Genomic DNA, 23,233 nt, shown 5'->3' on the forward strand with positions numbered 1-23,233 from the left:
TGCTGGCCGGCCATAAAAAAATCCGGCTCCCCTGGGGGAGCCGGATTGGTCAGCCAGACCGGGCAAGCCCGGCCAGCACTGCGTCTTATTCTGCAGCAGGTGCTTCGGCAGCGACCGGAGCGGCATCGGCAGCCGGAGCAGCGGCTTCGGTCGGCGCGTTCGCTTCCTTGATGGAGAGGCGTACGCGGCCCTGACGGTCCACTTCCAGTACCTTCACCTTCACCACGTCACCGATCTTCAGGTAGTCGGCCACGTTCTGCACGCGTGCATCGGTGATCTGGGAGATGTGTACCAGACCGTCTTTGCCCGGCAGGATGTTGACGAAGGCGCCGAAGTCGGCCAGACGGACGACCTTGCCTTCGTAGATGCGGTTCACTTCGATCTCGGCGGTGATGGCCTCGATGCGGCGGATCGCTTCCTTGGCGGCATCACCGTCAACGGCGGCGATGCGGACGGTACCGTCATCATCCAGCTCGATGTTGGTGCCGGTCTCTTCGGTCAGGGCACGGATCACGGAGCCACCTTTACCGATGACGTCCTTGATCTTCTCCGGGTTGATCTTGATGGTGTGGATGCGCGGGGCGAAATCGGAGATCTCGGCACGCGGTGCCTGGATGGCTTCGTCCATCACTTTCAGGATGTGCAGGCGAGCACCACGAGCTTGCTTCAGGGCAATCTCCATGATCTCTTTGGTAATGCCTTCGATCTTGATGTCCATCTGCAGGGCGGTCACACCCTCGGTGGTACCGGCAACCTTGAAGTCCATGTCGCCCAGGTGGTCTTCGTCACCCAGGATGTCAGACAGCACGACGAAACCTTCTTCTTCCTTCACCAGACCCATGGCGATACCGGCGACGGAGGCCTTGATCGGCACACCGGCGTCCATCAGCGCCAGGGAGGAACCACAGACGGAGGCCATGGAGGAGGAGCCGTTGGATTCGGTGATTTCAGAAACCACGCGCACCACGTACGGGAACTCGTCGGCGCTCGGCATCACAGCAGCAACGCCGCGCTTGGCCAGACGACCGTGACCGATTTCACGACGCTTGGGGCTGCCCATCATGCCGGTCTCACCGACGCAGTATGGCGGGAAGTTGTAGTGTAGCATGAAGCGATCGGCGCGGTTGCCGGTCAGCTCGTCGATGTTCTGGGCGTCACGCTCGGTACCCAGGGTGGCAACGACCATGGCCTGGGTTTCACCACGGGTGAACAGGGCGGAGCCGTGAGCGCGCGGCAGTACGCCGGTGGCGACGGACAGGGCGCGGATCATCTCCGGATCGCGACCATCGATGCGCGGCTCGCCGCGAACAACGCGACCACGCACGATGCGGCTTTCCAGGCTGTGGAACTCTTCGCCGATCTTCTTGGCATCTTCTTCCACGCCGGAAGCGATCACCTGCTCAACCACGCGGCCCTTGATGGCGGCGATGGTTTCGTAACGCACGGCCTTCTCGGTGATGCGGTAGGCTTCACCCAGTTCGGCAGTGGCCAGCTCGGCAACCTTGGCTTTCAGCGCTTCGTTGACGGCGGGCGGTGTCCAGTCCCACGGCTTGGTGCCGACGTCGGCAGCAAATTCGTTGATGGCGTTGATCACAGCCTGCATCTGCTCATGACCGTATACCACGGCGCCCAGCATCACCTCTTCGGAGAGGATGGCCGCTTCGGATTCCACCATCAGCACGGCGTTGGCGGTACCGGCAACCACCAGGTCCAGATCGCTCTGCGGCAGTTCGGTGGTGGTCGGGTTCAGCACGTATTGGCCGTTCATGTAACCCACGCGGGCAGCACCGATCGGGCCGCCAAACGGGATGCCGGAGATGGCCAGTGCCGCGGAGGCGCCGATCATGGCAACGATGTCGGGAGAAACTGCCGGGTTCACGGACATGACGGTGGCAACCACCTGAACCTCATTGAGGAAGCCTTCCGGGAACAGCGGACGAATAGGACGGTCGATCAGACGGGAGATCAGGGTCTCGCCTTCGCTCGGACGGCCTTCACGACGGAAGAAGCCACCCGGGATGCGACCAGCAGCATAGGTACGCTCCTGGTAGTTGACGGTCAGCGGGAAGAAATCACGGCCGTGATCGGCCTCTTTCTTGCCAACGACGGTCACGAAGACGCAGGTATCGTCCATGCTGACCATCACGGCCGCAGTGGCTTGACGGGCCATCACACCGGTTTCCAGTGTGACGGTGTGTTGACCGTACTGGAATGACTTTACAATAGGATTCACGTGAATTTCCTTTTTACAATTTGGCTCTTTAAATTCGCGCACAAGTATACTTGATTCGATGCAAAAGGTAAGCGGTGACACAAATTCTGTGAGGCAGGCAACGCGCTGATAGGGAATAAAAAAAGGGGAACCTGACGGTTCCCCTTTTTCGCGAAATCTGATGGTCGATTAACGACGCAGACCCAGCTTGGCGATCAGAGCAGCGTAACGCTGAACGTCTTTACGCTTCAGGTAGTCCAGCAGCTTACGACGCTGGGAAACCATGCGCAGCAGACCGCGACGACCGTGGTGATCCTTGGAGTGCTCCTTGAAGTGACCTTGCAGATGGTTGATCTGGGCAGTCAGCAGGGCAACTTGCACTTCGGGGGAACCGGTGTCGTTGGCGCCACGAGCGTGCTCGGCAACGATTTGAGCTTTGATCTCAGCATTTAGAGACATGGTATTACTCCAGTAGAGTGTTTAAAGGTTCACAGCCAATCTCTAATTCAGCCGTGAAATGAGGGCGGTATCATAATCGCCCCCGCCCCTTTTCGCAATGATAAAGACGCGCAACGGGCAAGAGCACGGATACCGCCTGAGGATCACTCCTCGTCGTGATAACGGACCAGGCGCTTGGGGGCAACCCGGCCATCATCATCAATTTCGCCGACACCGATGAACTCGCGCTCGGGGCCGACCGTCATGCGAACCTGACCGCTGGTTGGGGCACCTGGCACCTGAACTGCCTGGCCCTGGTTCACATAGGCCGCCACTACGGCCAACATGTTCACCTCGGGCAGAGACGCCACGGCGGTGTCCATCGGCAGCAACAGGGGATCCAGCTGCTCGCGCGGCGGAATGCTTTCGGCCTTGGCCTGCTCGAAGATGCACTCAAGCTGCTCCAGGGTCAGCATCCGATCGTACGGATAGCTGGCCACCTGGGTGCGGCGCAGCTGGGTGACATGAGCGCCACAACCCAGCACTTCCCCCAGATCATCGACCAGAGAGCGGATGTAGGTGCCTTTGCTGCAGTGCACTTCCAGCTTGACCTCGTCCCCTTCGAAGCTGATGAGCTTGAGCTCGAAAATCGTGATGGGGCGGGCTTCCCGCTCAATTTCGATCCCCTCGCGGGCATACTCGTAGAGCGGACGGCCATTATGCTTGAGGGCGGAGTACATGGACGGCACCTGCATGATGGGGCCGCGGAACTGGTCCAGTGCCTCAATCAGGGTACCCACGGCCACATTCACCGGACGGGTGGCAACCACCTCGCCATCGGAGTCGCTGGTGTTGGTGCGCTCGCCCAGCTTGGCGGTCACCTCGTAGCGCTTGTCCGCATCCAGCAGATACTGGGAGAACTTGGTGGCCTCGCCGAGGCAGATCGGCAGCATGCCGGTCGCCAGGGGATCCAGGGCGCCGGTGTGGCCGGCCTTGGCGGCGTTGTAGATCCGCTTTACCTTCTGCAACACATCGTTGGAGGTCAGGCCGGTCGGCTTGTCCAGCAACAGAATGCCGTGCACATCACGGCCCTTGAAACGACGTCTTCGGGTCATCTCAGGCTTTATCCTCAGTCGTGTCATCCGGAGTGGCCACGTCATCCTCACGACCTGACTCGGCCATGCGACGCTTGTCTTCACGGATGGTATTGGTCACCAGGTTGGAGAGACGCATCCCCTCGACCAGGGTCTGGTCGTAGAAGAAACGCAGCTCGGGCACCACGCGCAGGCGCATGGCGCTGCCCAGCAGGCTGCGGATGTAACCGGCCGCTTCAGTCAGCGCCTTGAGCCCTTCCTTGATGCGCTCGGCGTCATTCTCCAGCTGCAAGAAGGTGACATAAACCTTGGCGTAGTTGAGGTCACGGGACACTTCCACGTCGGAAACGGTCACCATGCCGATGCGCGGGTCTTTCACCTCACGCTGCAGGATCAGCGCGATTTCACGCTGGATCTGCTGCCCGACCCGACGGGTCCGGCTGAATTCTCTGGCCATAATCTATCCTGCGATAAAAGGGGGCCGCGGCCCCCTATTTTGTCTGACTTTCGGCTTACAGAGTACGCTGAATTTCAACGGTCTCGTAAACTTCGATCTGGTCGCCTTCGCGTACGTCGTTGTAGTTCTTGACCGCGATACCACACTCGTAACCGTTGCGAACCTCGTTGACGTCATCCTTGAAGCGACGCAGGGATTCCAGCTCGCCTTCATAGATAACCACGTTGTCACGCAGAACACGGATACGGTTGGAGCGCTTGACCACACCTTCGGTGACCATACAGCCGGCAACGGCACCAAACTTCGGTGAGCGGAAGACGCTGCGCACTTCGGCCAGACCGATGATCTCCTGCTTGTACTCCGGCGCCAGCATGCCGCTCATGGCCTGCTTCACTTCGTCGATCAGGTCATAGATGACGGAGTAGTAGCGCAGATCCAGGCTCTCGGCCTCGATGACCTTGCGCGCAGAGGCGTCGGCACGGACGTTGAAGCCCACCAGGATGGCGCTGGAAGCGGCAGCCAGGGTCGCATCGGTCTCGGTGATACCACCCACACCGGAACCCACGATCTTCACCTTCACTTCGTCGGTGGAGAGCTTGACCAGGGCATCGCAGATCGCTTCCACGGAACCCTGTACGTCGGCCTTGATCACCACGTTCACTTCGGACACTTCGCCCTCGGTCATGTTGGCGAACATGTTCTCCAGCTTGGCCTTCTGCTGGCGAGCCAGCTTGACTTCGCGGAACTTGCCCTGACGGTAGAGAGCCACTTCACGGGCCTTCTTCTCGTCACGCACCACGGTCGCTTCATCACCGGCAGAGGGAACACCGGACAGACCGAGGATTTCCACTGGCAGGGACGGACCGGCCTCTTTGATCTCGCGACCCAGTTCGTCACGCATGGCGCGCACACGACCGTATTCGAGACCGCACAGTACGATGTCACCCTGGCGCAGGGTACCTTCTTGTACCAGTACGGTAGCAACAGGACCACGACCCTTGTCGAGGAAGGATTCGATGACCACACCGTTGGCCATACCGTCAACCACGGCTTTCAGCTCCAGTACTTCGGCCTGGATCAGGATGGCTTCCAGCAGATCGTCGATGCCTTCGCCGGACTTGGCGGAGACGTGCACGAACTGGCAATCGCCACCCCAGTCTTCGGACATGACGTCGTAACGGGCCAGCTCGGTCTTGACGCGATCCGGATCTGCTTCCGGCTTGTCAATCTTGTTGACCGCAACAACCAGCGGCACACCGGCCGCCTTGGCGTGCTGGATAGCTTCGATGGTCTGCGGCATCACGCCGTCATCGGCAGCAACAACCAGCACCACGATGTCAGTCGCCTTGGCACCACGAGCACGCATGGAGGTAAACGCTGCGTGACCCGGAGTATCCAGGAAGGTGATCATGCCGCTTTCGGTCTTAACGTGGTAAGCACCGATGTGCTGGGTAATACCACCGGCTTCGCCTGCGGCAACCTTGGCCTTACGGATGTAGTCCAGCAGCGAGGTCTTGCCGTGGTCAACGTGACCCATGATGGTCACGACCGGCGCGCGCGGCTTGGCTTCGGAGGTCTCGTCACGATCGGACAGAACTGCCTCTTCCAGCTCGTTCTCGCGGCGCAGCACCACCTTGTGGCCCATCTCCTCGGCGACCAGCTGAGCGGTCTCCTGGTCGATAACCTGGTTGATGGTAGCCATGGCGCCCATCTTCATCATCACCTTGATGACTTCGACACCCTTGACCGCCATCTTGTTGGCCAGCTCGGCCACAGTGATGGTCTCGCCAATCACCACGTCGCGGTTAACCGCGGCAGCCGGCTTGTTGAAGCCGTGCTTCATGGCATTCGGGGTAGCAACCTTGCCACGCTTGCCTTTACGGGCGCGCGGATCGCGGGAGTTGCGGTCATTGCGATCGTCGTCGCGGCGACCGGCCTTCTTCGGCCCCTTGGCGGCAGCGGCGGTACGGCGGCTGGTCTCTTCCTTGCGATCCAGCTCATCTTCAGCAGCCTGGGCATGCTTGGAGGTGGTCACGTGATAATCGCTGCTCTCTTTGGCGCGGGCGGCGTCTTCTTCAGCCCAGCGGGCTGCATTCTGTTCTGCCATGAGACGAGCCTCTTCGGCTTTCTTCGCGGCGAGTTCTTCAGCTTTTTGCAAAGCTGTTTGTTCCTGTTGGCGCTTCAGTTCTTCTGCTTCGCGCTTGGCCATCTTTTCTGCCTCTTGCTGAGCTGTGCTACTGGCTGCTTTGGCGGGCTGTTGAGCCTGTCGAGCCTTTTGTTGTGCCTCGATCCGCGCCTTTTCCTCAGCTTCACGACGAGCCTGCTCAGCCTCACGGCGAGCCTTCTCTTCAGCGTCGAGACGAGCCTTCTCTTCGGCTTCGCGACGAGCTTTTTCTTCTGCTTCCAAACGCGCTTTTTCCTCGGCTTCCGCCTGACGCTGTTCATCTTCCAGCGCCGAGCGTCTTACATAGGTGCGAGACTTGCGTACTTCTACCTGCACTTCCTTGTTCTTGCCGCCAGTCCCCTGAACACTGATGGTGCTCTTGGTCTTGCGCTGCAAGGTCATGCGGGCAGGAGCAGTGACCTCGTCACCTCCATGCTGTTTCTTCAGGTGTGCCAGCAGGGTCTGCTTCTCAGACTCGCTAACCATGTCGTCGGCCTTGCTCTTGCTGATACCGGCATCGACAAACTGCTGGAGAAGACGATCAACCGGTGTGTCGATGTCAGTGGCAAGTTGTTTGACTGATACTTCTGCCATTCATTTTCCTCCGTTTGATCTTACTCGGACTGCTCTTCCCCGAACCAACAGATGTTGCGAGCAGCCATAATGAGCTCACCGGCCTTCTCGGCAGTCAGCCCTTCGATATCGGCAAGGTCATCAATGCCTTGCTCTGCCAAATCTTCCAGGGTACCGATGCCACGGCCCGCCAGTGCGTAAGCCATTTCACGGCTCAGACCGTTCAGATTGAGCAGCTCTTCTGACGGCTCGACGCCATCGAAAGATTCTTCTTTGGCCAGGGCCTTGGTAGTCAGGGCATCCTTGGCGCGCTTGCGCAGCTCTTCGACCATGTCTTCATCCAGACCGTCGATGGCCAGCAGCTCGTTGACCGGTACGAAGGCGATCTCTTCCAGAGTGGAGAAGCCCTCTTCCATCAGCAGGCTGGCGAAATCGTCATCGATGTCCAGAGTACTGGTGAACAGGTTCATGATGCGGTCGTTCTCGGCCTGGTGCTTGGCACGCATGTCTTCAACGGTCATCACATTCAGCTCCCAACCGGTCAGCTGGGATGCCAGACGCACGTTCTGACCGTTACGGCCGATGGCCTGGGCCAGGTTGGCCGCTTCCACTGCGATATCCATGGTGTGGTTGTCTTCATCGACGATGATGGAGGCCACATCGGCGGGCGCCATGGCATTGATCACGTACTGGGCCGGGTTGTCATCATACAGCACGATGTCGGCACGCTCACCGCTCAGCTCGGCGGAGACGGCCTGAACGCGGGCACCGCGCATGCCGATGCAGGCACCGATCGGGTCGATGCGACGATCGTTGGTCTTCACCGCGATCTTGGCGCGGGAACCCGGATCACGGGCGGCGCCCATGATTTCGATCATCTCTTCACCGATCTCCGGCACTTCGATGCGGAACAGCTCTTTCAGGAAGTCCGGGCTGGAGCGGCTGACAAACAGCTGGGAGCCACGGGCTTCCGGACGCACTGCGTAGAGCAGACCACGGACGCGGTCACCAGGACGGAAAGTTTCGCGCGGCAGCATGTCGTCGCGGAAGATCACGGCTTCTGCATTGCTGCCCAGATCCAGGATCACGTTGTCGCGGTTGCTCTTCTTGACCACGCCGCTGATGATGGTGCCTTCTTTGTCCTTGAACTGGTCAACGACTTGTGAACGCTCGGCTTCGCGCACTTTCTGCACGATGACCTGCTTGGCAGTCTGGGTGGTGATGCGGTCGAAGGTCACGGAGTCGATCTGATCTTCAACATATTCACCGATCTGGATGTCCGGCTGTTCGATCTGCGCCGCTTCCAGAGTGATTTCAGCGTAGGGGTTTTCCATGGCGGCCTGATCCGCGATGACTACCCAGCGGCGGAAGGTATCGTAATCGCCGGTCTTGCGATCGATCTCGACACGAACCTCAATCTCGCCTTCATATTTTTTCTTGGTCGCAGTCGCCAAGGCAGTTTCCAACGCCTGGAAGATCTTTTCGCGGGGTACCGCTTTCTCGTTGGATACTGCGTCAACGACCAGCAAAATCTCTTTATTCATATCCGATAGCCTCGTTAACCAAAGTTCGGCACTATGTTCGCTTTTTGGATATTGGTGAAAGCCAACACTTCGTCCTTACCATCTACCGTCAGGGTGATCATGTCGCCCTGTACGGCTTTGATTACGCCTTTGAACTTGCGGCGGTTGTTTGTTGCCATCCGAAGCGTTACCGCCGCCTCTTGGCCAACGTATTTTTCGAACTGGGCAACCTTGAACAGCGGGCGATCCAGACCCGGGGAAGATACCTCGAGGTAATACTCCTCGGTGATGGGATCTTCGACATCCATGATGGCGCCAACCTGATGGCTGACCTCAGCACAGTTCTCGACGGTCACGCCCTGCTCGCCATCAATGTAGACGCGCAGGGTGGAGTGTTTACCCGCACGGATAAACTCGATACCCCAAAGTTCAAAGCCCAAGGCAACGACCGGCGCCTCGAGCATATCGGTCAAACGTTGTTCCAACGTAGCCAAAGTCACCCTCCGAAAAACAAAAAAAGGGCATAAAGCCCAGATAGAGATCCATTCAGAGTAAATTGCACATAACAAAAAGCCCCGATATCAAATCGGGGCTTGGCGCTTTACCCTGATTGTCGCCTCGCAGCGACCGCCTTCCTGAGCGTAGGAAATGCGTGAAATTTGGTTGCGGGGGCCGGATTTGAACCGACGACCTTCGGGTTATGAGCCCGACGAGCTACCATGCTGCTCCACCCCGCGTCCGAAATCGTGCGAGATTATAGCCATATCACTCCTATGAAACAAGACTGACTGGCTATAACACACCCGGTTACCCGGGCTTACTGCTTAATTGGTGCCGTGGGCGGGACTCGAACCCGCACACCCTAGAGCACTACCCCCTCAAGATAGCGTGTCTACCAATTCCACCACCACGGCAAAACTCTTACTCGGGAACGTCAGTATCTTTCTTCGCTGGCGCTTTGTTCTGCTCAACCTGTTGGGTCTGTTGCAGATTTTCCCATTCGCTACCCTGTTTTACCTTGTGAGTGGACATGGATCCAAGCACCAGGCTAATTACGAAGAACAGAGTAGCCAAAATCGCTGTTGTTCGGGTCAAGAAGTTGCCTGAACCACTGGAGCCAAACACTGTGTTTGATGCCCCTGCGCCGAAGGAGGCGCCCATGTCAGCCCCTTTACCTTGCTGAATCATCACCAGACCAATCAGAGCCAGTGACACCAGCAGATAAACGACCAAAAGAATCTCGTACATTTAACTTGCACCCTTTGCCGCTTCAACAATTCCTAAAAACGCATCGCTATCGAGACTTGCACCACCAATAAGACCACCGTCTACATCGTGCTGGGCAAACAAATCTCTCGCATTGGCTGGCGTCACGCTCCCACCATAGATGATTCTAACTTTCTCACCTATTACCGGAGTATCCTCCGCCAAGCGACCACGTATAAAGGAATGAACCTCTTGTGCCTGCTCGGGTGTGGCGCATTTACCTGTACCTACAGCCCAAATCGGCTCGTAGGCGATGATAGCATTATCGAAAGCCATCGCGCCATTTTTCTCTATGACGATATCCAGCTCTTCTGCGATGACCTCAAAGGTTCTTCTCGCCTGCCTTGCTGCACCCGACTCACCCAAACAGAGGATTGGAACAAGCCCTGCCGCTCTGGCAGCCGCAAATTTCTCTGCGACGATAAAACTGGTTTCTCCAAAGAGACGCCTGCGCTCGGAGTGCCCTACCAGTACGTAGCGACATCCTGCCTCAACCAGCATCTCACACGAAACTTCTCCCGTGTAAGCGCCTGCTGTGTGCTGACTCACATTCTGAGCCCCCAACTTTATCGCCACCTGCTCACCGAGCAGTGATGCGGCAAAGTCGAGATGCACATGGGACGGACATAAAACAACATCCACACCATCACCAACACCCTTCAGGCATTTACTTGTAAGCTGCTTTAACTGCAACCTACTACCGTGTAACTTCCAGTTGGCTGCTACAAACGGCTTGCGATGTCCCATCGGCAACTCCCTTGCGAAAGCGGGGCTGATAATATCCAGAGGATTGTCAGCTGACAAGTGCTATTTTCAATTTTTTGAATCGATTGAACAAGATACAACCAGGGCGACTAAAAAGTCGCCCTGAATGCTCATTAAAGCGCCGATTCAACCTGCTTGGCAATACGCTGTGCCATGTCATGAACCTGCTGTTCATGCTCACCTTCCACCATCACCCGGATCAAGGGCTCGGTGCCGGATTTGCGCAGCAGCACGCGGCCACGACCGGCCAGCTCCTGCTCCACCTTTGCCACCTCCTGCTTGACCGCATCGGCAGAGAGCGGATCCTTGCCCTCGGCAAAGCGAACATTCACCAGCACCTGCGGGAACTTGTTCATCCCTGAGCGCAACTTGGCCAGCGGCATCTCGGCGCTGCGCATGGCGGTGAGTACCTGCAGGGCGGCAACAATGCCATCCCCGGTGGTGGTCTGGTCCAGGCAGATGATGTGACCGGAATTTTCGCCACCGATCCGCCACCCCTTCTCTTCCATCATCTCGAGAACGTAACGGTCACCCACCTTGGCACGGGCAAACGGGATGCCAAGCGTCTGCAACGCCAGCTCCAGCCCCATGTTGGCCATCAGGGTTCCAACAACTCCGCCCTTGAGTCGACCGTTGCGCAGTGCATCACGCGCGATGATATAGAGAATTTCATCACCGTCGATGAGATAGCCGGTATGGTCAACCATGATCAGACGGTCGCCATCCCCATCAAATGCCACCCCGAGATCGGCCTTGCACTCCAGCACCTTGGCGACCAGCGCCTCAGGGGCGGTAGAACCGACACCGTCGTTAATATTGAGACCATCCGGCGCACACCCCATGGTGATCACTTCTGCTCCCAGTTCACGGAACACGGAAGGGGCGATGTGGTAGGTGGCACCGTGGCCGCAATCAACCACCATTTTCAGCCCTTCCAGGTTCATATGAGAGGGGAAGGTGCTCTTGCAAAACTCGATATAACGGCCAGCGGCATCATCGATGCGAACAGCCTTGCCCAGCTCGGCAGAGTCAACGCACTTGAGCTCATGATCCAACTCGGCCTCGATGGCCATCTCGACCTCGTCGGGCAACTTGGTGCCATCGGCAGAGAAGAACTTGATGCCATTGTCATAGAAGGGATTGTGTGAGGCACTGATGACGATACCGGCTTCAGCACGGAAGGTACGGGTCAAATAGGCCACAGCCGGCGTGGGCATGGGGCCCATCAGAATGGCCTTGAGGCCTGCGGCAGAGAGGCCTGCCTCCAGGGCCGACTCCAGCATGTAGCCTGAGATGCGGGTATCCTTGCCGATCAGCACCTTGCGGGTACCCTTCTTGGAGAGCACCTTGCCCGCAGCCCAACCCAGCTTCATTACGAAATCCGGAGTGATCGGGTACTCACCCACCTTGCCGCGTACCCCATCGGTACCGAAATACTTTCTTGCCATTGTCTGTTCTCGTTTTTTTATTTGGATATGAAATCTTGTCCCGTCATGACCATCCAGCCGGTGCGCAGAGCATCCATGGTCGCTCGCACGTCGTGCACCCGGATGATCCGGGCACCACGCTGCATCCCGATAAGGGCACAGGCCAGGCTGCCGGCCAGCCGTTCATCAACCGGGCGACCGAGCAGGTTGCCTATCATAGACTTTCGCGACATCCCGACCAAGAGCGGCAGCTGGTAATCGAGCAATGACTCCTGCTGTGCCAGCAGCTGATAGTTGTGCGCAAGGGTCTTGCCAAAACCGTAGCCAGGGTCCAGCAGCAGCTGTTCACGAGCGATGCCAGCCGTCAAACAGGCGGCGATCCGCTCGTCAAAGAAGGCCCTCACATCCCCTAACAGATCGTCGTAATGGGGCTCGGCCTGCATGGTTCTCGGTTGCCCCTGCATGTGCATCAGACACACAGGGACGTCAGCAGCGGCGGCCGCAGCCAGTGCCCCTGGTTCGAGCAGGGCTCGTACGTCGTTGATAAGATGGGCCCCCGCCGCGCAGCCCTCCCGCATGACCGCCGCCTTGGATGTGTCGAGGGAGATCATCACGTCCAGCTCGCGCACCAATCGCTCGACGATGGGGATAACCCTATCCAGCTCTTCCTGTTCGCTTACATCAGGGGCACCTGGCCGGGTCGATTCACCACCGATATCGATCAGGGTCGCGCCGTCGGCCACCATCTGGCGAGCGTGGGTCATCGCGCGCTCAAGCTGGGTGAAATTGCCACCATCGGAGAAGGAGTCCGGCGTCACATTGAGGATCCCCATGACATGAGGACGATCGAGGGAGAGGCTGAGCCCCTTGCTGATTAACTGCATCTTCATTTCCGTCTGGATAAAGAAAAACCCCGGGCAAGCCCGGGGTTTGGAAAGTTACGATTATTTAGCCGGGAGATCGTTGGCCTTGTCGATATCGACATCCGCCACCGGTTCCGTCGCGGCTGCAGCCGGTTTGGGCTCAGCAGCAACAGTCGAACCACCCTGCGGTGTATCACCGTGCTCATCATGCCAGTTGCTGGGGGCACGGACTTCGCGACGGGCCATCAGATCGTCGATCTGCTTGGCGTCGATAGTTTCGTACTTCATCAGCGCATCTTTCATGCTGTGCAACACGTCCATGTTGTCCAGCAGGATCTGCTTGGCACGGTCGTAGTTGCGATCGATCACCTGCTTTACTTCGGCATCGATGATACGGGCCGTATCGTCGGACATATGCTTGGCCTTGGCCATGCTGCGACCGAGGAATACTTCACCATCCTCTTCCGCATAGAGCATGGGACCGAGACGCTCGGACATACCCCACTGGGTCACCATCTTGCGGGCGATGTCTGTGGCTCGCTCGATGTCGTTGGAGGCACCAGTCGATACCTTCTCGGCACCGTAAATCAGTTCTTCTGCCAGACGACCACCGTACAAACTGGAGATCATGGACTCCAGATGCTGCTTGGAGTGGCTCCAGCGATCCTGCTCCGGCAGATACATGGTCACACCCAGCGCACGACCACGGGGAATAATAGAGACCTTGTATACAGGGTCATGATCCGGGACCAGACGCCCGATGATGGCGTGACCCGCTTCGTGATAGGCGGTCATCTCCTTCTCGGACTCTTTCATCACCATGGAGCGACGTTCCGCCCCCATCATGATCTTGTCCTTCGCCTTCTCGAACTCGGCCATGGAGACCACGCGGCGGCTCTCACGAGCGGAGAACAGGGCCGCTTCGTTGACCAGGTTGGCCAAATCGGCACCGGAGAAACCGGGTGTACCACGGGCAATCAGGGCTGCGTTGACGTCATCGGCCAACGGCACCTTGCGCATGTGTACTTTCAGGATCTGTTCACGACCACGGACATCCGGCAGACCGACCACCACCTGGCGATCGAAACGACCAGGACGCAACAAGGCCGGATCCAGCACATCAGGACGGTTGGTGGCGGCGATGACGATAATGCCTTCATTACCTTCGAAACCATCCATTTCGACCAGCATTTGGTTCAGGGTCTGCTCACGTTCGTCGTGACCACCACCCAGACCGGCGCCACGCTGGCGGCCGACAGCATCGATCTCATCGATAAAGATGATGCAGGGAGAGGATTTCTTGGCCTGCTCGAACATGTCACGTACCCGGGAGGCGCCCACACCCACGAACATCTCGACGAAATCGGAACCGGAAATGGTAAAGAACGGCACCTTGGCTTCACCGGCAATGGCCTTGGCCAGCAAAGTCTTACCGGTACCGGGAGGACCTACCAGCAGTACGCCAGTCGGGATCTTGCCACCCAGTTTCTGGAATTTGCTCGGGTCGCGCAGGTAGTCGACCAGCTCCTTGACCTCTTCCTTGGCTTCATCGCAACCGGCGACGTCGGCGAAGGTGGTCTTGATCTGATCTTCACTCATAAGGCGAGCCTTGCTCTTGCCAAACGACATGGCACCTTTGCCACCGCCGCCCTGCATCTGACGCATAAAGAAGACCCAGACACCGATCAGCAGCAGCATCGGGAACCAGGAGATGAAGATGGAGGTCAGCAGAGACGGCTCTTCCGGCTTCTCGCCCATGACTTTTACGTTATGGTTGAGCATGTCGTTGAGCAGCTGGGGATCCGGCGCAGGAATGATGGTGGTGAAACGTTCACCAGTCCGTTTGACGCCGTTAATGACCTTGCCGTCCATCCGAACTTCACGGATCTGCTCTTGGGTCACCTCTTTAACGAAGCTGGAATAGTCCAGCTGGCGACTGGTGGTATCGCTGGGGCTGAAGCTATTGAACACCGACATCAACACGACGGCGATGACCAGCCACAGGATTAAGTTTTTCGCCATGTCACTCAAATCAGTAACCTCGCAGACTGACAGTTAACGATGAAGGTTAGGGTACTACAGTTTAAAACCGGTAGCCACAATGTAGACTTCCCGTGATCTGGCTCGGGATGAGTCTGGTTTGCGAATTTTGACAGTTGTGAAAAGTTGACGTATTTCATTGAGATAGGCGTCGAAACCCTCCCCTTGGAACACCTTCACCACAAAACTGCCATCGCTGCGCAATACCTGGTTGCACATGTCCAGTGCCAACTCGACCAGATACATGGCCCGGGCCTGATCCACCTGCTGGGTACCGCTCATATTAGGTGCCATATCAGACATCACGACATCTACCTTGTCGGGACCCACTCGCTCCAGCAAAGCGCCAAGCACAGTTTCCTCCCGAAAGTCCCCTTGCAGGAAATCGACACCGGCAATGGGATCCATAGGCAAAATGTCACAGGCGATGACACGACCCGACTCACCCACCTGTTCAACCGCGAACTGGGACCAGCCACCCGGAGCCGCCCCCAAATCCACCACTGTCATGCCATTCCTGAGCAAACGGTCTTTGCCCTGGATCTCGTCAATCTTGAAAACGGCACGGGAACGCAGCCCCATCTTCTGGGCTTTTTTGACGTATTGATCGTCGAAATGTTCTTTTAACCAGCGAGTTGAACTGGCGGAACGTTTTTTCTGGGTCATGATAATCGACTTTAAAAAACCACAAGGGTTATTAGTATTAAGGGCTAAGTGGGGGTAGAATACGCCCCTTTCAACCCTGACTTATGAAGAAATTGCGATGATTCTCAACAATAAACAGAAACAGTACCTCAAGGGCCTTGCCCACAGCCTCAAGCCTGTCGTCCTGCTGGGTCAACATGGTCTGACCGAAGGCGTACTGGCCGAGATCGATCTGGCACTGAACCATCACGAGCTGATCAAGGTTAAGGTTGCCTCTGAAGATCGCGAGATGAAACAACTGGTTATGGATGCTATCGTCCGTGAAACCGGTGCAATCAAGGTGCAGAGCATGGGTCATGTGCTGACCATCTACCGTCAGGCCAACGAACCCAAAATCCAGCTGCCCCGCAAGTAAAAGGAAAGAGCATCGCTCTTTCCTTATTTCATTTCCTTCCCGAGTCGCTTGCAAAGGTAGTCGCCAAGCCCTTAACCTGCGATGAATAGTCGTGGAGAGAGCCGCTATGGAACATCACCAGATTCTCACCGAAGATGAACTGGCCATGTTGCGGGACCTGGGAAACGATCAGGAAAACGCCGCCGGACAATCTCTGAGCGGTTACCTCGCAACGCCTCTGGTTGGACTGCTGCAACGCGCCGATCGGCTCGTACTTGAAGCCCGCTTCGCAGGACATCAGCTTCGCTTTCCCCTGCGCTTCACCCAGGGGGATGACGGCTTTATCGAGCCACGCATTGCCGCTCCTGTCATCAAGGAACTCGGCTACCCACACCAACGAGCCTGGCGTCTCGATGAGAAAGCCCGTTTCAGGGTGGCAGGAACCGACTATCAGGTGCACAGCCTGTCACTGGACGGTCTGGTCGTGGAAGGCTTGCCCTCAAACCTGATCAAGGGCTCCACTCTCAACGGCACCCTCTATATTCACGAACTGGCCCCACTCCCCCTTTGCGCCGAGCTGATCAGGCATATTCACCAGCAAAACGGCCTTCAGGGTTGGGCGCTGCATTTCCAGATGGCCAAACCTGATCTGGAGCGTCTACGCAACTGGATTTTCCTGCGCCACCAAGATGCCTTCACCGAAGCCTATCGAACCGGGTAAAGACAAACAGGGGAACCTACGCCCCCCTGTTTCGGCACCTTGCCATCCTGTCAGATGTAGGCGACTTCCAGGATTTCGTATTCCACATCGCCAGCCGGCGTCTTGACGATGGCGACATCATCCACTTCCTTGCCAATCAGGGCTCTGGCAATGGGGGAATTGACGGAGATGAGGTTTTGCTTGATGTCAGCCTCATCGTCACCCACGATGCGGTAGACCACTTCTTCCTCGGTCTCGCTCTTGAGCAGGGTAACGGTAGCGCCAAAAATCACCCGACCATTGTTGGTCATCTTGGTGACATCGATCACCTGGGCATTGGAGAGCTTGCCTTCGATCTCCTGGATACGTCCTTCGCAGAACCCCTGCTGCTCACGGGCGGCATGGTATTCGGCATTTTCCTTCAGATCGCCGTGCTCACGGGCATCGGCAATCGCTTCGATAATCTGGGGACGAAGCTCGGTCTTGAGATATTCGAGCTCTTCGCGCAGCTTTTCAGCGCCGCGAACAGTCATCGGAGTATGATTCATAGTCGAAACCTGGGTTGCTTGAAAAAAGAGACTGCGACCAAGCATCAGCCGGTCGCAGCAATCGGTTCGGATGGGGCATCTTAATATGAAGCCGGCACAAAATCCATGTCAGCGCCCCGACACAGATCCCACTTGCACACTTGTTTATGGCCGCGATCACTGTGCTTTCGGCACGGATATCGGCTCGGAAATCGTCGGTTTGCCCTGCATGATGGAGATCTCCACCCGTCGATTCATCCGACGGTTTTCGGCCGTCGTATTGGGCACCAGCGGCTGGGTATCGGCCATTCCCTGCACCACCAAACGACTCTGATCGAAACCGGGCACCTTGATCATCTGGTGGGCTACCGCCACCGCACGCTGGGTGGATAGATCCCAGTTGGAGCTGAACAACTCGTTCTCGGTCGCCACATTGTCGGTATGGCCCGAGATGGTGATCTCCCCGGGAACATCCTTCAGCAGAGCGGCGACCTTGCGGATAACCGGCCAGAACTGCGGTTGCAAGAATGCAGAGCCGGCAGGGAAGGAAGCCTTCTCGCGGATCCGGATGATGATCTGCTGCCCCAAAGCCTCAATTTCGATGGCGCCATCCTGGATCTGATCCTTGAGCTGCTCGGCCAGTGCTTTGGCCAGGTTGTTGGACTGCTGCTGGGCCTGCTGCGCCGTTTGCGACGTCTGGGGCGTATCTCCCCCGGTCTGCTTGCCATCGCTTTTATCCTGACCACCCGCCTGTTCCGCCTCACCCGGCAGGAACTCCAGCTCGGTCTGGGTCATGTCGATGGTCTGCTGCATGATGGTATCGATCGGGGTCGGTTCGGGACGGCCGGGTCTGAACTCCTGGGCGATGACAGAGGTCCCCTTGGGAATGTCCTTCACTTCCAGAATGTTCTGCACCCCGAATGCGTTCTTCATCGAGCCGGCAATCTGTTTGAACTTGAGCACGTCCATCTCGGCAAACGACAGCAGCAACACGAAGAAACACATCAACAGCGACATCAGGTCAGCGAAAGTCCCCATGTAGCCGGGCAGCCCTGGTGGCGGACATTTGCATTTAGACATTATGCCCCCTACTCGGTGCCATCATTACGTTTGGACTGGTTCAGGTAGTTCTGCAGCATGGACTGGATCACCCGCGGGTTCTGGCCATCCTGGATCCCCATGATGGCGTCGAGGATCAGTGCACGGCTCAAGCTCTCCTCGCTGCTACGCAGCTCCAGCTTGTCAGCGATGGGAATGGCGATCATGTTCGCTTCGATGGCCCCGTACAGGGTGGTCAGCAAGGCGACCGCCATGGCCGGGCCGATGGATTTGGGGTCGCTCATGTTCGACAGCATGGCCACCAGACCGACCAGAGTACCGATCATGCCCATGGCCGGACCGAGATCCCCCAGAGTGCGAAACACCTTGATGGCACTGGAGTGGCGCTCCGCCGTGAGATCGATGTCTTTTTCCAGCACAGAACGCACCACATCGGCATCGTGACCATCCACCAGCATGTCGATCCCCTTCTTCATGAAGGGACTGGGGATCTCGGCTGCCTCCAGAGCCAGAAAGCCCCCCTTGCGGGCGGCATCGGCCAGTTCAACCGCCTTGGCAATCAGGTCTTCCAGCTTGTCGCCCTTGTACATGAAGGCTTTGCCCGCCACCTTGAAAGCCATCAGGAACTGGCCAAGGTTGAACTTCATCATGGCGATGAAGATGGAGCCCAAGACGGTGATCATGACAGAGGGGACATCCACATACATGCTGACCGGACCACCCAGCAGCATGCCGTATACGACCACCCCGAATCCCAGCACTACCCCTATCAGACTACCTAGATCCACAATCCCTACTCCTGTCACCGGTGCTTGTTGCTATTTATAGTTTGTTGAATTTTCTGCTATTGCGCCCCAGGCGGCAAGCACACATCCGCTCGGAATGATGTCTCATTATCGACCAATTGTCGGAGAGTTTGAGCCATGGGTGTTTTTCTGCCTCCCCCATGGGGGCGGTCGATGTTAATATAAGCCGTTTTTTTCAATCCCCGAGGATGGACATGGCCAGTAAAAAAATCGACCGTCTGAGTTTTGATGCCACTCTGGAAGAGCTGGAAACCATCGTTCATCAGCTGGAACAAGGTTCCTTACCGCTGGAAGAGGCACTCAAGCAGTTCGAACAGGGCATTCATCTGGTTCGCGCCGGTCAGCAGAAGCTGGAACAAGCCGAACAGAAGATCCAGATCCTGCTGAGCCAGGCCGATGGCAGTGAACAACTCGCCCCCTTCCAGCCAGAAGAAGGAGAGGAGTGAGTGGCGCTGGACCAATTTTCCCGTCTGCATCGTCAACGTATCGACGACTGTTTGTCAGCACAACTTGAATCCTTGCCCGCCATGGCCCCGCGCCTGCGCGATGCCATGAAGTATGGCTTGCTGCTCGGTGGCAAGCGGGTACGCCCCTTCCTGGTCTACGCCGTTGGCGAAATGCTGGGAGTAAAAAGCGCACTGCTGGACGGCCCGGCCGCCGCGGTCGAGTGCATCCACGCTTACTCCCTCCTGCACGATGACCTGCCTGCCATGGACAATGACGATCTGCGTCGCGGCCAACCGACCGTGCACAAGGCTTTCGATGAAGGCACCGCCATTCTGGCCGGTGACGCCCTGCAGACCCTGGCCTTCTCCATCCTGGCCGATCACCCCCTGCCCGGCGAACTGATGGCCAACCGGGTGCGGATGCTGAGCGCCCTCGCCCGCGCCTCGGGATATTTAGGGATGTGTGGGGGTCAAGCCCTCGATCTTCAGGCCGAAGGACGTCAAATCAGCCTGGCCGAACTGGAGCAGATCCATCGCCACAAGACCGGCGCCCTCATCGAGTGCGCCGTCATGCTGGGAGCCCTGTGCAAGGCCGACGTGGATGAAGCGACCCTGGCCGCGCTGCAGACCTACGCCGCCGCCATTGGCCTCGCTTTCCAGGTGCAGGATGACATCCTCGACATTACCAGCGATACCGCCACCCTGGGCAAGCCGCAAGGCTCCGATCTCGCGCAGGAGAAAAGCACTTATCCTGCGCTGCTCGGACTCGACAATGCCCGTGAACTGGCTCGCGAACTCCATGGTAAAGCCTTAACAGCATTGCAATCTTTACCCTACAATACCGACATTCTGGAAGCGTTTGCCGATTACATCATCGAGCGAACCCACTAAACGCTGGATAACAGTAACAATATGAGCGTTGATATTAGCAATTTCCCCAACCTGGCCCTCGCGGATACCCCGATAGAGCTGCGTTCTCTGCCCAAGGATCGGCTGCCTGCACTGTGCAACGAGCTGCGCGAGTATCTGCTGCGCTCGGTGAGCCGCTCCAGCGGCCACTTTGCCTCCGGTCTGGGCACGGTCGAGCTGACGGTGGCACTGCATTACGTCTACAACACCCCGTTCGATCGCCTGATCTGGGATGTGGGCCACCAGGCCTATCCCCACAAGATCCTGACCGGACGTCGCGATCAGATCCACACCATTCGCCAGAAGGATGGTCTGCACCCCTTCCCCTGGCGGGGCGAGAGCGAATACGACGTCCTCAGCGTTGGCCACTCCAGCACTTCCATCGGTGCGGCGCTCGGCATGGCGGTCGCGGCCGAGAGTGAGGGATTGGGGCGCAAGGTGGTGGCTGTGATCGGCGATGGTGCCATCACGGCCGGGATGGCGTTCGAGGCACTCAATCACGCCGGTGACGTTCACAAGGATATGCTGGTGATCCTCAACGACAACGAGATGTCCATCTCCGAGAACGTCGGGGCACTGAACAATCACCTGGCCCGGGTCATGTCTGGCAAGCTCTACACCACTATCCGCGAAGGCGGCAAGAAGGTGCTGGCGGGTCTGCCGCCGGTCAAGGAGCTGGCCAAGCGGGCCGAGGAACATCTCAAGGGGATGGTGGTGCCGGGCACCCTGTTTGAGGAGTTCGGCTTCAACTATATCGGCCCCATCGACGGTCACGATATCGACGCCCTGGTCGAGACCCTGCGCAACATGCGCAATCTCAAGGGGCCCCAGCTGCTCCACATCAAGACCAAAAAGGGCAAGGGCTACGAGCCGGCGGAGAAAGACCCCATCGGTTATCACGCCGTCCCCAAATTCAATCCCGACGAGTGCACCCTGCCCAAGAGCGGCGGCGGCAAGCCCACCTTCTCCGCCATCTTCGGCCAGTGGCTGTGCGACATGGCGGCGAAAGACGAGAAGCTGGTCGGCATCACCCCCGCCATGCGCGAGGGCTCCGGACTGGTGAAATTCAGCCAGCAATACCCGGATCGCTACTTCGACGTGGCCATCGCCGAACAGCATGCGGTCACCTTCGCCGCCGGCCTCGCCATCGCCGACAAGAAGCCGGTGGTCGCCATCTATTCAAGCTTCCTGCAGCGCGCCTACGATCAGGTGATCCACGACGTGGCCCTGCAGGATCTTCCGGTGCTGTTCGCCATCGACCGGGCCGGTCTGGTGGGGGCCGATGGCCCGACCCATCAGGGGGCGTTTGACATCAGTTTCCTGCGCACCGTGCCCAACATGGTGATCATGACTCCGTCCGACGAGAACGAATGCCGCCAGATGCTCTACACAGGTTACCTGCATCAGGGGCCGGCGGCAGTGCGTTATCCCCGAGGCAGCAGTCTGAGCAATGCCCCCGTCTCGCAAGAGATGAAGGCACTCGAGCTTGGCAAGGGGCGCGTGTTGCGGGAAGGCAAGGGCACCGCCATCCTGGCATTTGGTACCCTGCTGCTGCACGCCAGGGCCGCCGCCGAGGCGCTCGACGCCACCCTGGTGGACATGCGTTTCGTCAAGCCGATGGATGAGGCGCTGGTGCTCTCCCTGGCCGCAACTCACGATCACTTCGTCACCCTCGAGGACAACGCCATCATGGGCGGTGCCGGCTCGGCGGTGAACGAATTGCTGATGCGCAACAAGCAGTGCAAACCGGTGCTCAACCTGGGCCTGCCGGATCGCTTCGTGGAACAAGGCACCCAGCAGGAGATCTATGCCCTGCTGGGACTGGATGACGCTGGCATCCAGGCCAGCATTGAGCGCTGGCTGCAAGCCTGACGAAATTCCCCGCGAGCAATAAAGAAGGGCGCCAATATGGCGCCCTTCTTGTCATTCATAGTCTGGAACCTGTTCACAAATCGTCGCAACCGCTCCGTGAACAGGGCACCGTCAACCTTTGTAGATTTTGGGGTTGAACACATCCCGCAGCCAGTCACCCAAAAGGTTGATGACCAGCACCAGCACCACCAGACAGATGCCCGGGAAGGCGGTGATCCACCAGGAGCCGGAGAAGATGTAGTTGAAGCCCACACTGATGAGGGAGCCGAGGGACGGCTGATCCACCGGCATGCCTAGCCCGAGGAAGGAGAGTGCCGCCTCACTCATGATGGCGTTGGCCACCTGCACCGTGGAGATCACCAGAATGGGCGACAGGCAGTTCGGCAGTATGTGACGGAACATGATGCGCGGGGCGCGAAAGCCCATCACCTTGGCCGCTTCCACATACTCCTTCTTCTTCTCCGCCAGCACGGAGGCGCGCACGGTCCGGGCATATTGCGGCCATTCGGCAATGCCGATGATCACCACCAGCATCAGGATGGCGAACTTGGAGTAGAACTCAGAGCCAAAGGTCGCCTGGAAGATGGCGGAGATGATGATGGCCACCATCATGGTGGAAAACGACAGCTGGACGTCGGCAAAACGCATCAGCAGGTTGTCGATACGGCCACCGAAGTAACCGGCCAGCAGGCCGATGACGATGCCAAGCACCAGCTGCAGCGCTACCGCAAACAGACCTATGGTCAGCGAGATGCGAGCGCCATAGAGGATGGTGCTCCAGATGTCGCGGCCCTGGTTGTCGGTGCCGAGCCAGAAGCGCTCTTCGCCCCCTTCCAGCCAGGAGGGCGGCAGTTCGGCATCCATCAGATCGAAGCTGGTCTGGTCATAGACGTTGTGCGGTGCAATCCAGGGCGCCAGCAGCGCCGCCAGCACGAAGACCACGAAGACCGCAAAGCTGAACATGGCTACCTTGTCCCGCAGGAAGTAGTAGACGATGTCGGAGTTCTTGAAGCGCGCCCAGCGGCTCGGGCTCGCAGTTACTGCATTGCTCAT

22 protein-coding genes and 2 tRNA genes are annotated in these 23,233 nt (G+C 58.0%); 5 read left to right on the forward strand and 19 right to left on the reverse strand.

Annotated elements, in window-relative coordinates; all coding sequences use genetic code 11:
* Nucleotides 1-85: 85 nt before the first annotated feature.
* The 15 genes from pnp to rlmE all read right to left on the reverse strand — a co-directional run bounded on the left by pnp (nucleotide 86) and on the right by rlmE (nucleotide 15,488).
* Complete coding sequence (gene pnp / locus MRK42_RS16765; protein WP_124239032.1) at nucleotides 86-2,233, reverse strand: polyribonucleotide nucleotidyltransferase; 2,148 nt, start codon at nucleotides 2,231-2,233, stop codon at nucleotides 86-88.
* Between the two features lie 168 nt (nucleotides 2,234-2,401).
* The gene (rpsO, locus tag MRK42_RS16770) at nucleotides 2,402-2,671 is read right to left on the reverse strand and encodes a 30S ribosomal protein S15 (protein WP_026455738.1); all 270 of its coding nucleotides are present in this window, start codon (nucleotides 2,669-2,671) and stop codon (nucleotides 2,402-2,404) included.
* Nucleotides 2,672-2,814: 143 nt separating this feature from the next.
* Nucleotides 2,815-3,765, reverse strand: coding sequence for a tRNA pseudouridine(55) synthase TruB (gene truB / locus MRK42_RS16775; protein WP_026455737.1), 951 nt, complete (start codon nucleotides 3,763-3,765; stop codon nucleotides 2,815-2,817).
* 1 nt (nucleotide 3,766) lies between these two features.
* Nucleotides 3,767-4,201: a 30S ribosome-binding factor RbfA gene (gene rbfA / locus MRK42_RS16780; protein ID WP_026455736.1), complete on the reverse strand. Its 435-nt coding sequence runs from the start codon at nucleotides 4,199-4,201 to the stop codon at nucleotides 3,767-3,769.
* Between the two features lie 55 nt (nucleotides 4,202-4,256).
* The gene (infB, locus tag MRK42_RS16785; protein ID WP_042028101.1) at nucleotides 4,257-6,959 is read right to left on the reverse strand and encodes a translation initiation factor IF-2; all 2,703 of its coding nucleotides are present in this window, start codon (nucleotides 6,957-6,959) and stop codon (nucleotides 4,257-4,259) included.
* 20 nt (nucleotides 6,960-6,979) lie between these two features.
* Nucleotides 6,980-8,482 (reverse strand): transcription termination factor NusA, encoded by a 1,503-nt coding sequence (gene nusA / locus MRK42_RS16790; protein ID WP_026455734.1) that lies wholly within the window; start codon nucleotides 8,480-8,482, stop codon nucleotides 6,980-6,982.
* A gap of 14 nt (nucleotides 8,483-8,496) precedes the next feature.
* Nucleotides 8,497-8,955 (reverse strand): ribosome maturation factor RimP, encoded by a 459-nt coding sequence (rimP, locus tag MRK42_RS16795; protein ID WP_026455733.1) that lies wholly within the window; start codon nucleotides 8,953-8,955, stop codon nucleotides 8,497-8,499.
* Between the two features lie 166 nt (nucleotides 8,956-9,121).
* Nucleotides 9,122-9,198: transfer RNA gene (locus MRK42_RS16800), tRNA-Met, on the reverse strand.
* A gap of 92 nt (nucleotides 9,199-9,290) precedes the next feature.
* Nucleotides 9,291-9,375, reverse strand: a tRNA-Leu gene (locus MRK42_RS16805).
* A 7-nt stretch (nucleotides 9,376-9,382) separates the two neighbouring features.
* A complete protein-coding gene (gene secG / locus MRK42_RS16810; RefSeq protein WP_338611123.1) occupies nucleotides 9,383-9,709 on the reverse strand; it encodes a preprotein translocase subunit SecG in 327 nt (108 codons plus the stop codon).
* Nucleotides 9,710-10,474 carry a triose-phosphate isomerase gene (tpiA, locus tag MRK42_RS16815; RefSeq protein WP_338611124.1) on the reverse strand — a complete coding sequence of 255 codons (765 nt, stop codon included), beginning with the start codon at nucleotides 10,472-10,474 and terminating at the stop codon, nucleotides 9,710-9,712.
* A 131-nt stretch (nucleotides 10,475-10,605) separates the two neighbouring features.
* Nucleotides 10,606-11,940, reverse strand: a complete 1,335-nt coding sequence (gene glmM / locus MRK42_RS16820) for a phosphoglucosamine mutase (protein ID WP_026455730.1) — start codon at nucleotides 11,938-11,940, stop codon at nucleotides 10,606-10,608.
* 17 nt (nucleotides 11,941-11,957) lie between these two features.
* Complete coding sequence (gene folP / locus MRK42_RS16825; protein WP_042073282.1) at nucleotides 11,958-12,803, reverse strand: dihydropteroate synthase; 846 nt, start codon at nucleotides 12,801-12,803, stop codon at nucleotides 11,958-11,960.
* A 60-nt stretch (nucleotides 12,804-12,863) separates the two neighbouring features.
* The gene (ftsH, locus tag MRK42_RS16830; RefSeq protein WP_026455728.1) at nucleotides 12,864-14,813 is read right to left on the reverse strand and encodes an ATP-dependent zinc metalloprotease FtsH; all 1,950 of its coding nucleotides are present in this window, start codon (nucleotides 14,811-14,813) and stop codon (nucleotides 12,864-12,866) included.
* 45 nt (nucleotides 14,814-14,858) lie between these two features.
* On the reverse strand, nucleotides 14,859-15,488 hold the full coding sequence (gene rlmE, locus MRK42_RS16835) for a 23S rRNA (uridine(2552)-2'-O)-methyltransferase RlmE (RefSeq protein ID WP_026455727.1): 630 nt from the start codon (nucleotides 15,486-15,488) through the stop codon (nucleotides 14,859-14,861).
* Nucleotides 15,489-15,585: 97 nt separating this feature from the next.
* On the opposite strand from rlmE, the gene yhbY reads away from it, so the two are divergent.
* Entirely contained in the window at nucleotides 15,586-15,882 is a 297-nt protein-coding gene (gene yhbY / locus MRK42_RS16840; protein ID WP_026455726.1) for a ribosome assembly RNA-binding protein YhbY, read from the forward strand.
* Between the two features lie 106 nt (nucleotides 15,883-15,988).
* Complete coding sequence (locus MRK42_RS16845) at nucleotides 15,989-16,582, forward strand: PilZ domain-containing protein (protein ID WP_338611125.1); 594 nt, start codon at nucleotides 15,989-15,991, stop codon at nucleotides 16,580-16,582.
* Between the two features lie 50 nt (nucleotides 16,583-16,632).
* Here MRK42_RS16845 and greA read toward each other — a convergent pair whose 3' ends face one another.
* The 3 genes from greA to pomA form a co-directional block, all read right to left on the reverse strand.
* A complete protein-coding gene (gene greA, locus MRK42_RS16850; RefSeq protein WP_042028108.1) occupies nucleotides 16,633-17,109 on the reverse strand; it encodes a transcription elongation factor GreA in 477 nt (158 codons plus the stop codon).
* 156 nt (nucleotides 17,110-17,265) lie between these two features.
* Nucleotides 17,266-18,168, reverse strand: coding sequence for a flagellar motor protein MotB (locus tag MRK42_RS16855; RefSeq protein ID WP_026455723.1), 903 nt, complete (start codon nucleotides 18,166-18,168; stop codon nucleotides 17,266-17,268).
* 8 nt (nucleotides 18,169-18,176) lie between these two features.
* Nucleotides 18,177-18,935, reverse strand: a complete 759-nt coding sequence (gene pomA, locus MRK42_RS16860; protein ID WP_225634177.1) for a flagellar motor protein PomA — start codon at nucleotides 18,933-18,935, stop codon at nucleotides 18,177-18,179.
* Nucleotides 18,936-19,147: 212 nt separating this feature from the next.
* Between pomA and xseB the strand changes: the two genes are divergently transcribed.
* Genes xseB through dxs form a run of 3 tightly spaced genes read left to right on the forward strand, consistent with a single transcriptional unit; the run spans nucleotide 19,148 to nucleotide 22,180 of the window.
* Complete coding sequence (gene xseB / locus MRK42_RS16865; protein WP_338611126.1) at nucleotides 19,148-19,399, forward strand: exodeoxyribonuclease VII small subunit; 252 nt, start codon at nucleotides 19,148-19,150, stop codon at nucleotides 19,397-19,399.
* Entirely contained in the window at nucleotides 19,400-20,290 is an 891-nt protein-coding gene (ispA, locus tag MRK42_RS16870; protein WP_042028112.1) for a (2E,6E)-farnesyl diphosphate synthase, read from the forward strand.
* Between the two features lie 21 nt (nucleotides 20,291-20,311).
* Nucleotides 20,312-22,180 carry a 1-deoxy-D-xylulose-5-phosphate synthase gene (gene dxs / locus MRK42_RS16875; protein WP_338611127.1) on the forward strand — a complete coding sequence of 623 codons (1,869 nt, stop codon included), beginning with the start codon at nucleotides 20,312-20,314 and terminating at the stop codon, nucleotides 22,178-22,180.
* A gap of 111 nt (nucleotides 22,181-22,291) precedes the next feature.
* Here dxs and MRK42_RS16880 read toward each other — a convergent pair whose 3' ends face one another.
* Entirely contained in the window at nucleotides 22,292-23,233 is a 942-nt protein-coding gene (locus MRK42_RS16880) for an ABC transporter permease (RefSeq protein WP_042028115.1), read from the reverse strand.

The sequence above is a fragment of the Aeromonas sp. 19NY04SH05-1 genome, assembly GCF_040581895.1.
In the GTDB taxonomy this organism is placed as follows: domain Bacteria; phylum Pseudomonadota; class Gammaproteobacteria; order Enterobacterales; family Aeromonadaceae; genus Aeromonas; species Aeromonas enteropelogenes.

Bases quoted from the DNA above. Each gene is read 5' to 3' on its own strand.
- rpsO (WP_026455738.1), bottom strand. From the start codon at position 2,671: ATGTCTCTAAATGCTGAGATCAAAGCTCAAATCGTTGCCGAGCACGCT.
- truB (WP_026455737.1), bottom strand. From the start codon at position 3,765: ATGACCCGAAGACGTCGTTTCAAGGGCCGTGATGTGCACGGCATTCTG.
- rbfA (WP_026455736.1), bottom strand. From the start codon at position 4,201: ATGGCCAGAGAATTCAGCCGGACCCGTCGGGTCGGGCAGCAGATCCAG.
- infB (WP_042028101.1), bottom strand. From the start codon at position 6,959: ATGGCAGAAGTATCAGTCAAACAACTTGCCACTGACATCGACACACCG.
- nusA (WP_026455734.1), bottom strand. From the start codon at position 8,482: ATGAATAAAGAGATTTTGCTGGTCGTTGACGCAGTATCCAACGAGAAA.
- secG (WP_338611123.1), bottom strand. From the start codon at position 9,709: ATGTACGAGATTCTTTTGGTCGTTTATCTGCTGGTGTCACTGGCTCTG.
- tpiA (WP_338611124.1), bottom strand. From the start codon at position 10,474: ATGGGACATCGCAAGCCGTTTGTAGCAGCCAACTGGAAGTTACACGGT.
- glmM (WP_026455730.1), bottom strand. From the start codon at position 11,940: ATGGCAAGAAAGTATTTCGGTACCGATGGGGTACGCGGCAAGGTGGGT.
- folP (WP_042073282.1), bottom strand. From the start codon at position 12,803: ATGCAGTTAATCAGCAAGGGGCTCAGCCTCTCCCTCGATCGTCCTCAT.
- rlmE (WP_026455727.1), bottom strand. From the start codon at position 15,488: ATGACCCAGAAAAAACGTTCCGCCAGTTCAACTCGCTGGTTAAAAGAA.
- yhbY (WP_026455726.1), top strand. From the start codon at position 15,586: ATGATTCTCAACAATAAACAGAAACAGTACCTCAAGGGCCTTGCCCAC.
- MRK42_RS16845 (WP_338611125.1), top strand. From the start codon at position 15,989: ATGGAACATCACCAGATTCTCACCGAAGATGAACTGGCCATGTTGCGG.
- greA (WP_042028108.1), bottom strand. From the start codon at position 17,109: ATGAATCATACTCCGATGACTGTTCGCGGCGCTGAAAAGCTGCGCGAA.
- MRK42_RS16855 (WP_026455723.1), bottom strand. From the start codon at position 18,168: ATGTCTAAATGCAAATGTCCGCCACCAGGGCTGCCCGGCTACATGGGG.
- xseB (WP_338611126.1), top strand. From the start codon at position 19,148: ATGGCCAGTAAAAAAATCGACCGTCTGAGTTTTGATGCCACTCTGGAA.
- dxs (WP_338611127.1), top strand. From the start codon at position 20,312: ATGAGCGTTGATATTAGCAATTTCCCCAACCTGGCCCTCGCGGATACC.
- MRK42_RS16880 (WP_042028115.1), bottom strand. From the start codon at position 23,233: ATGAGCAATGCAGTAACTGCGAGCCCGAGCCGCTGGGCGCGCTTCAAG.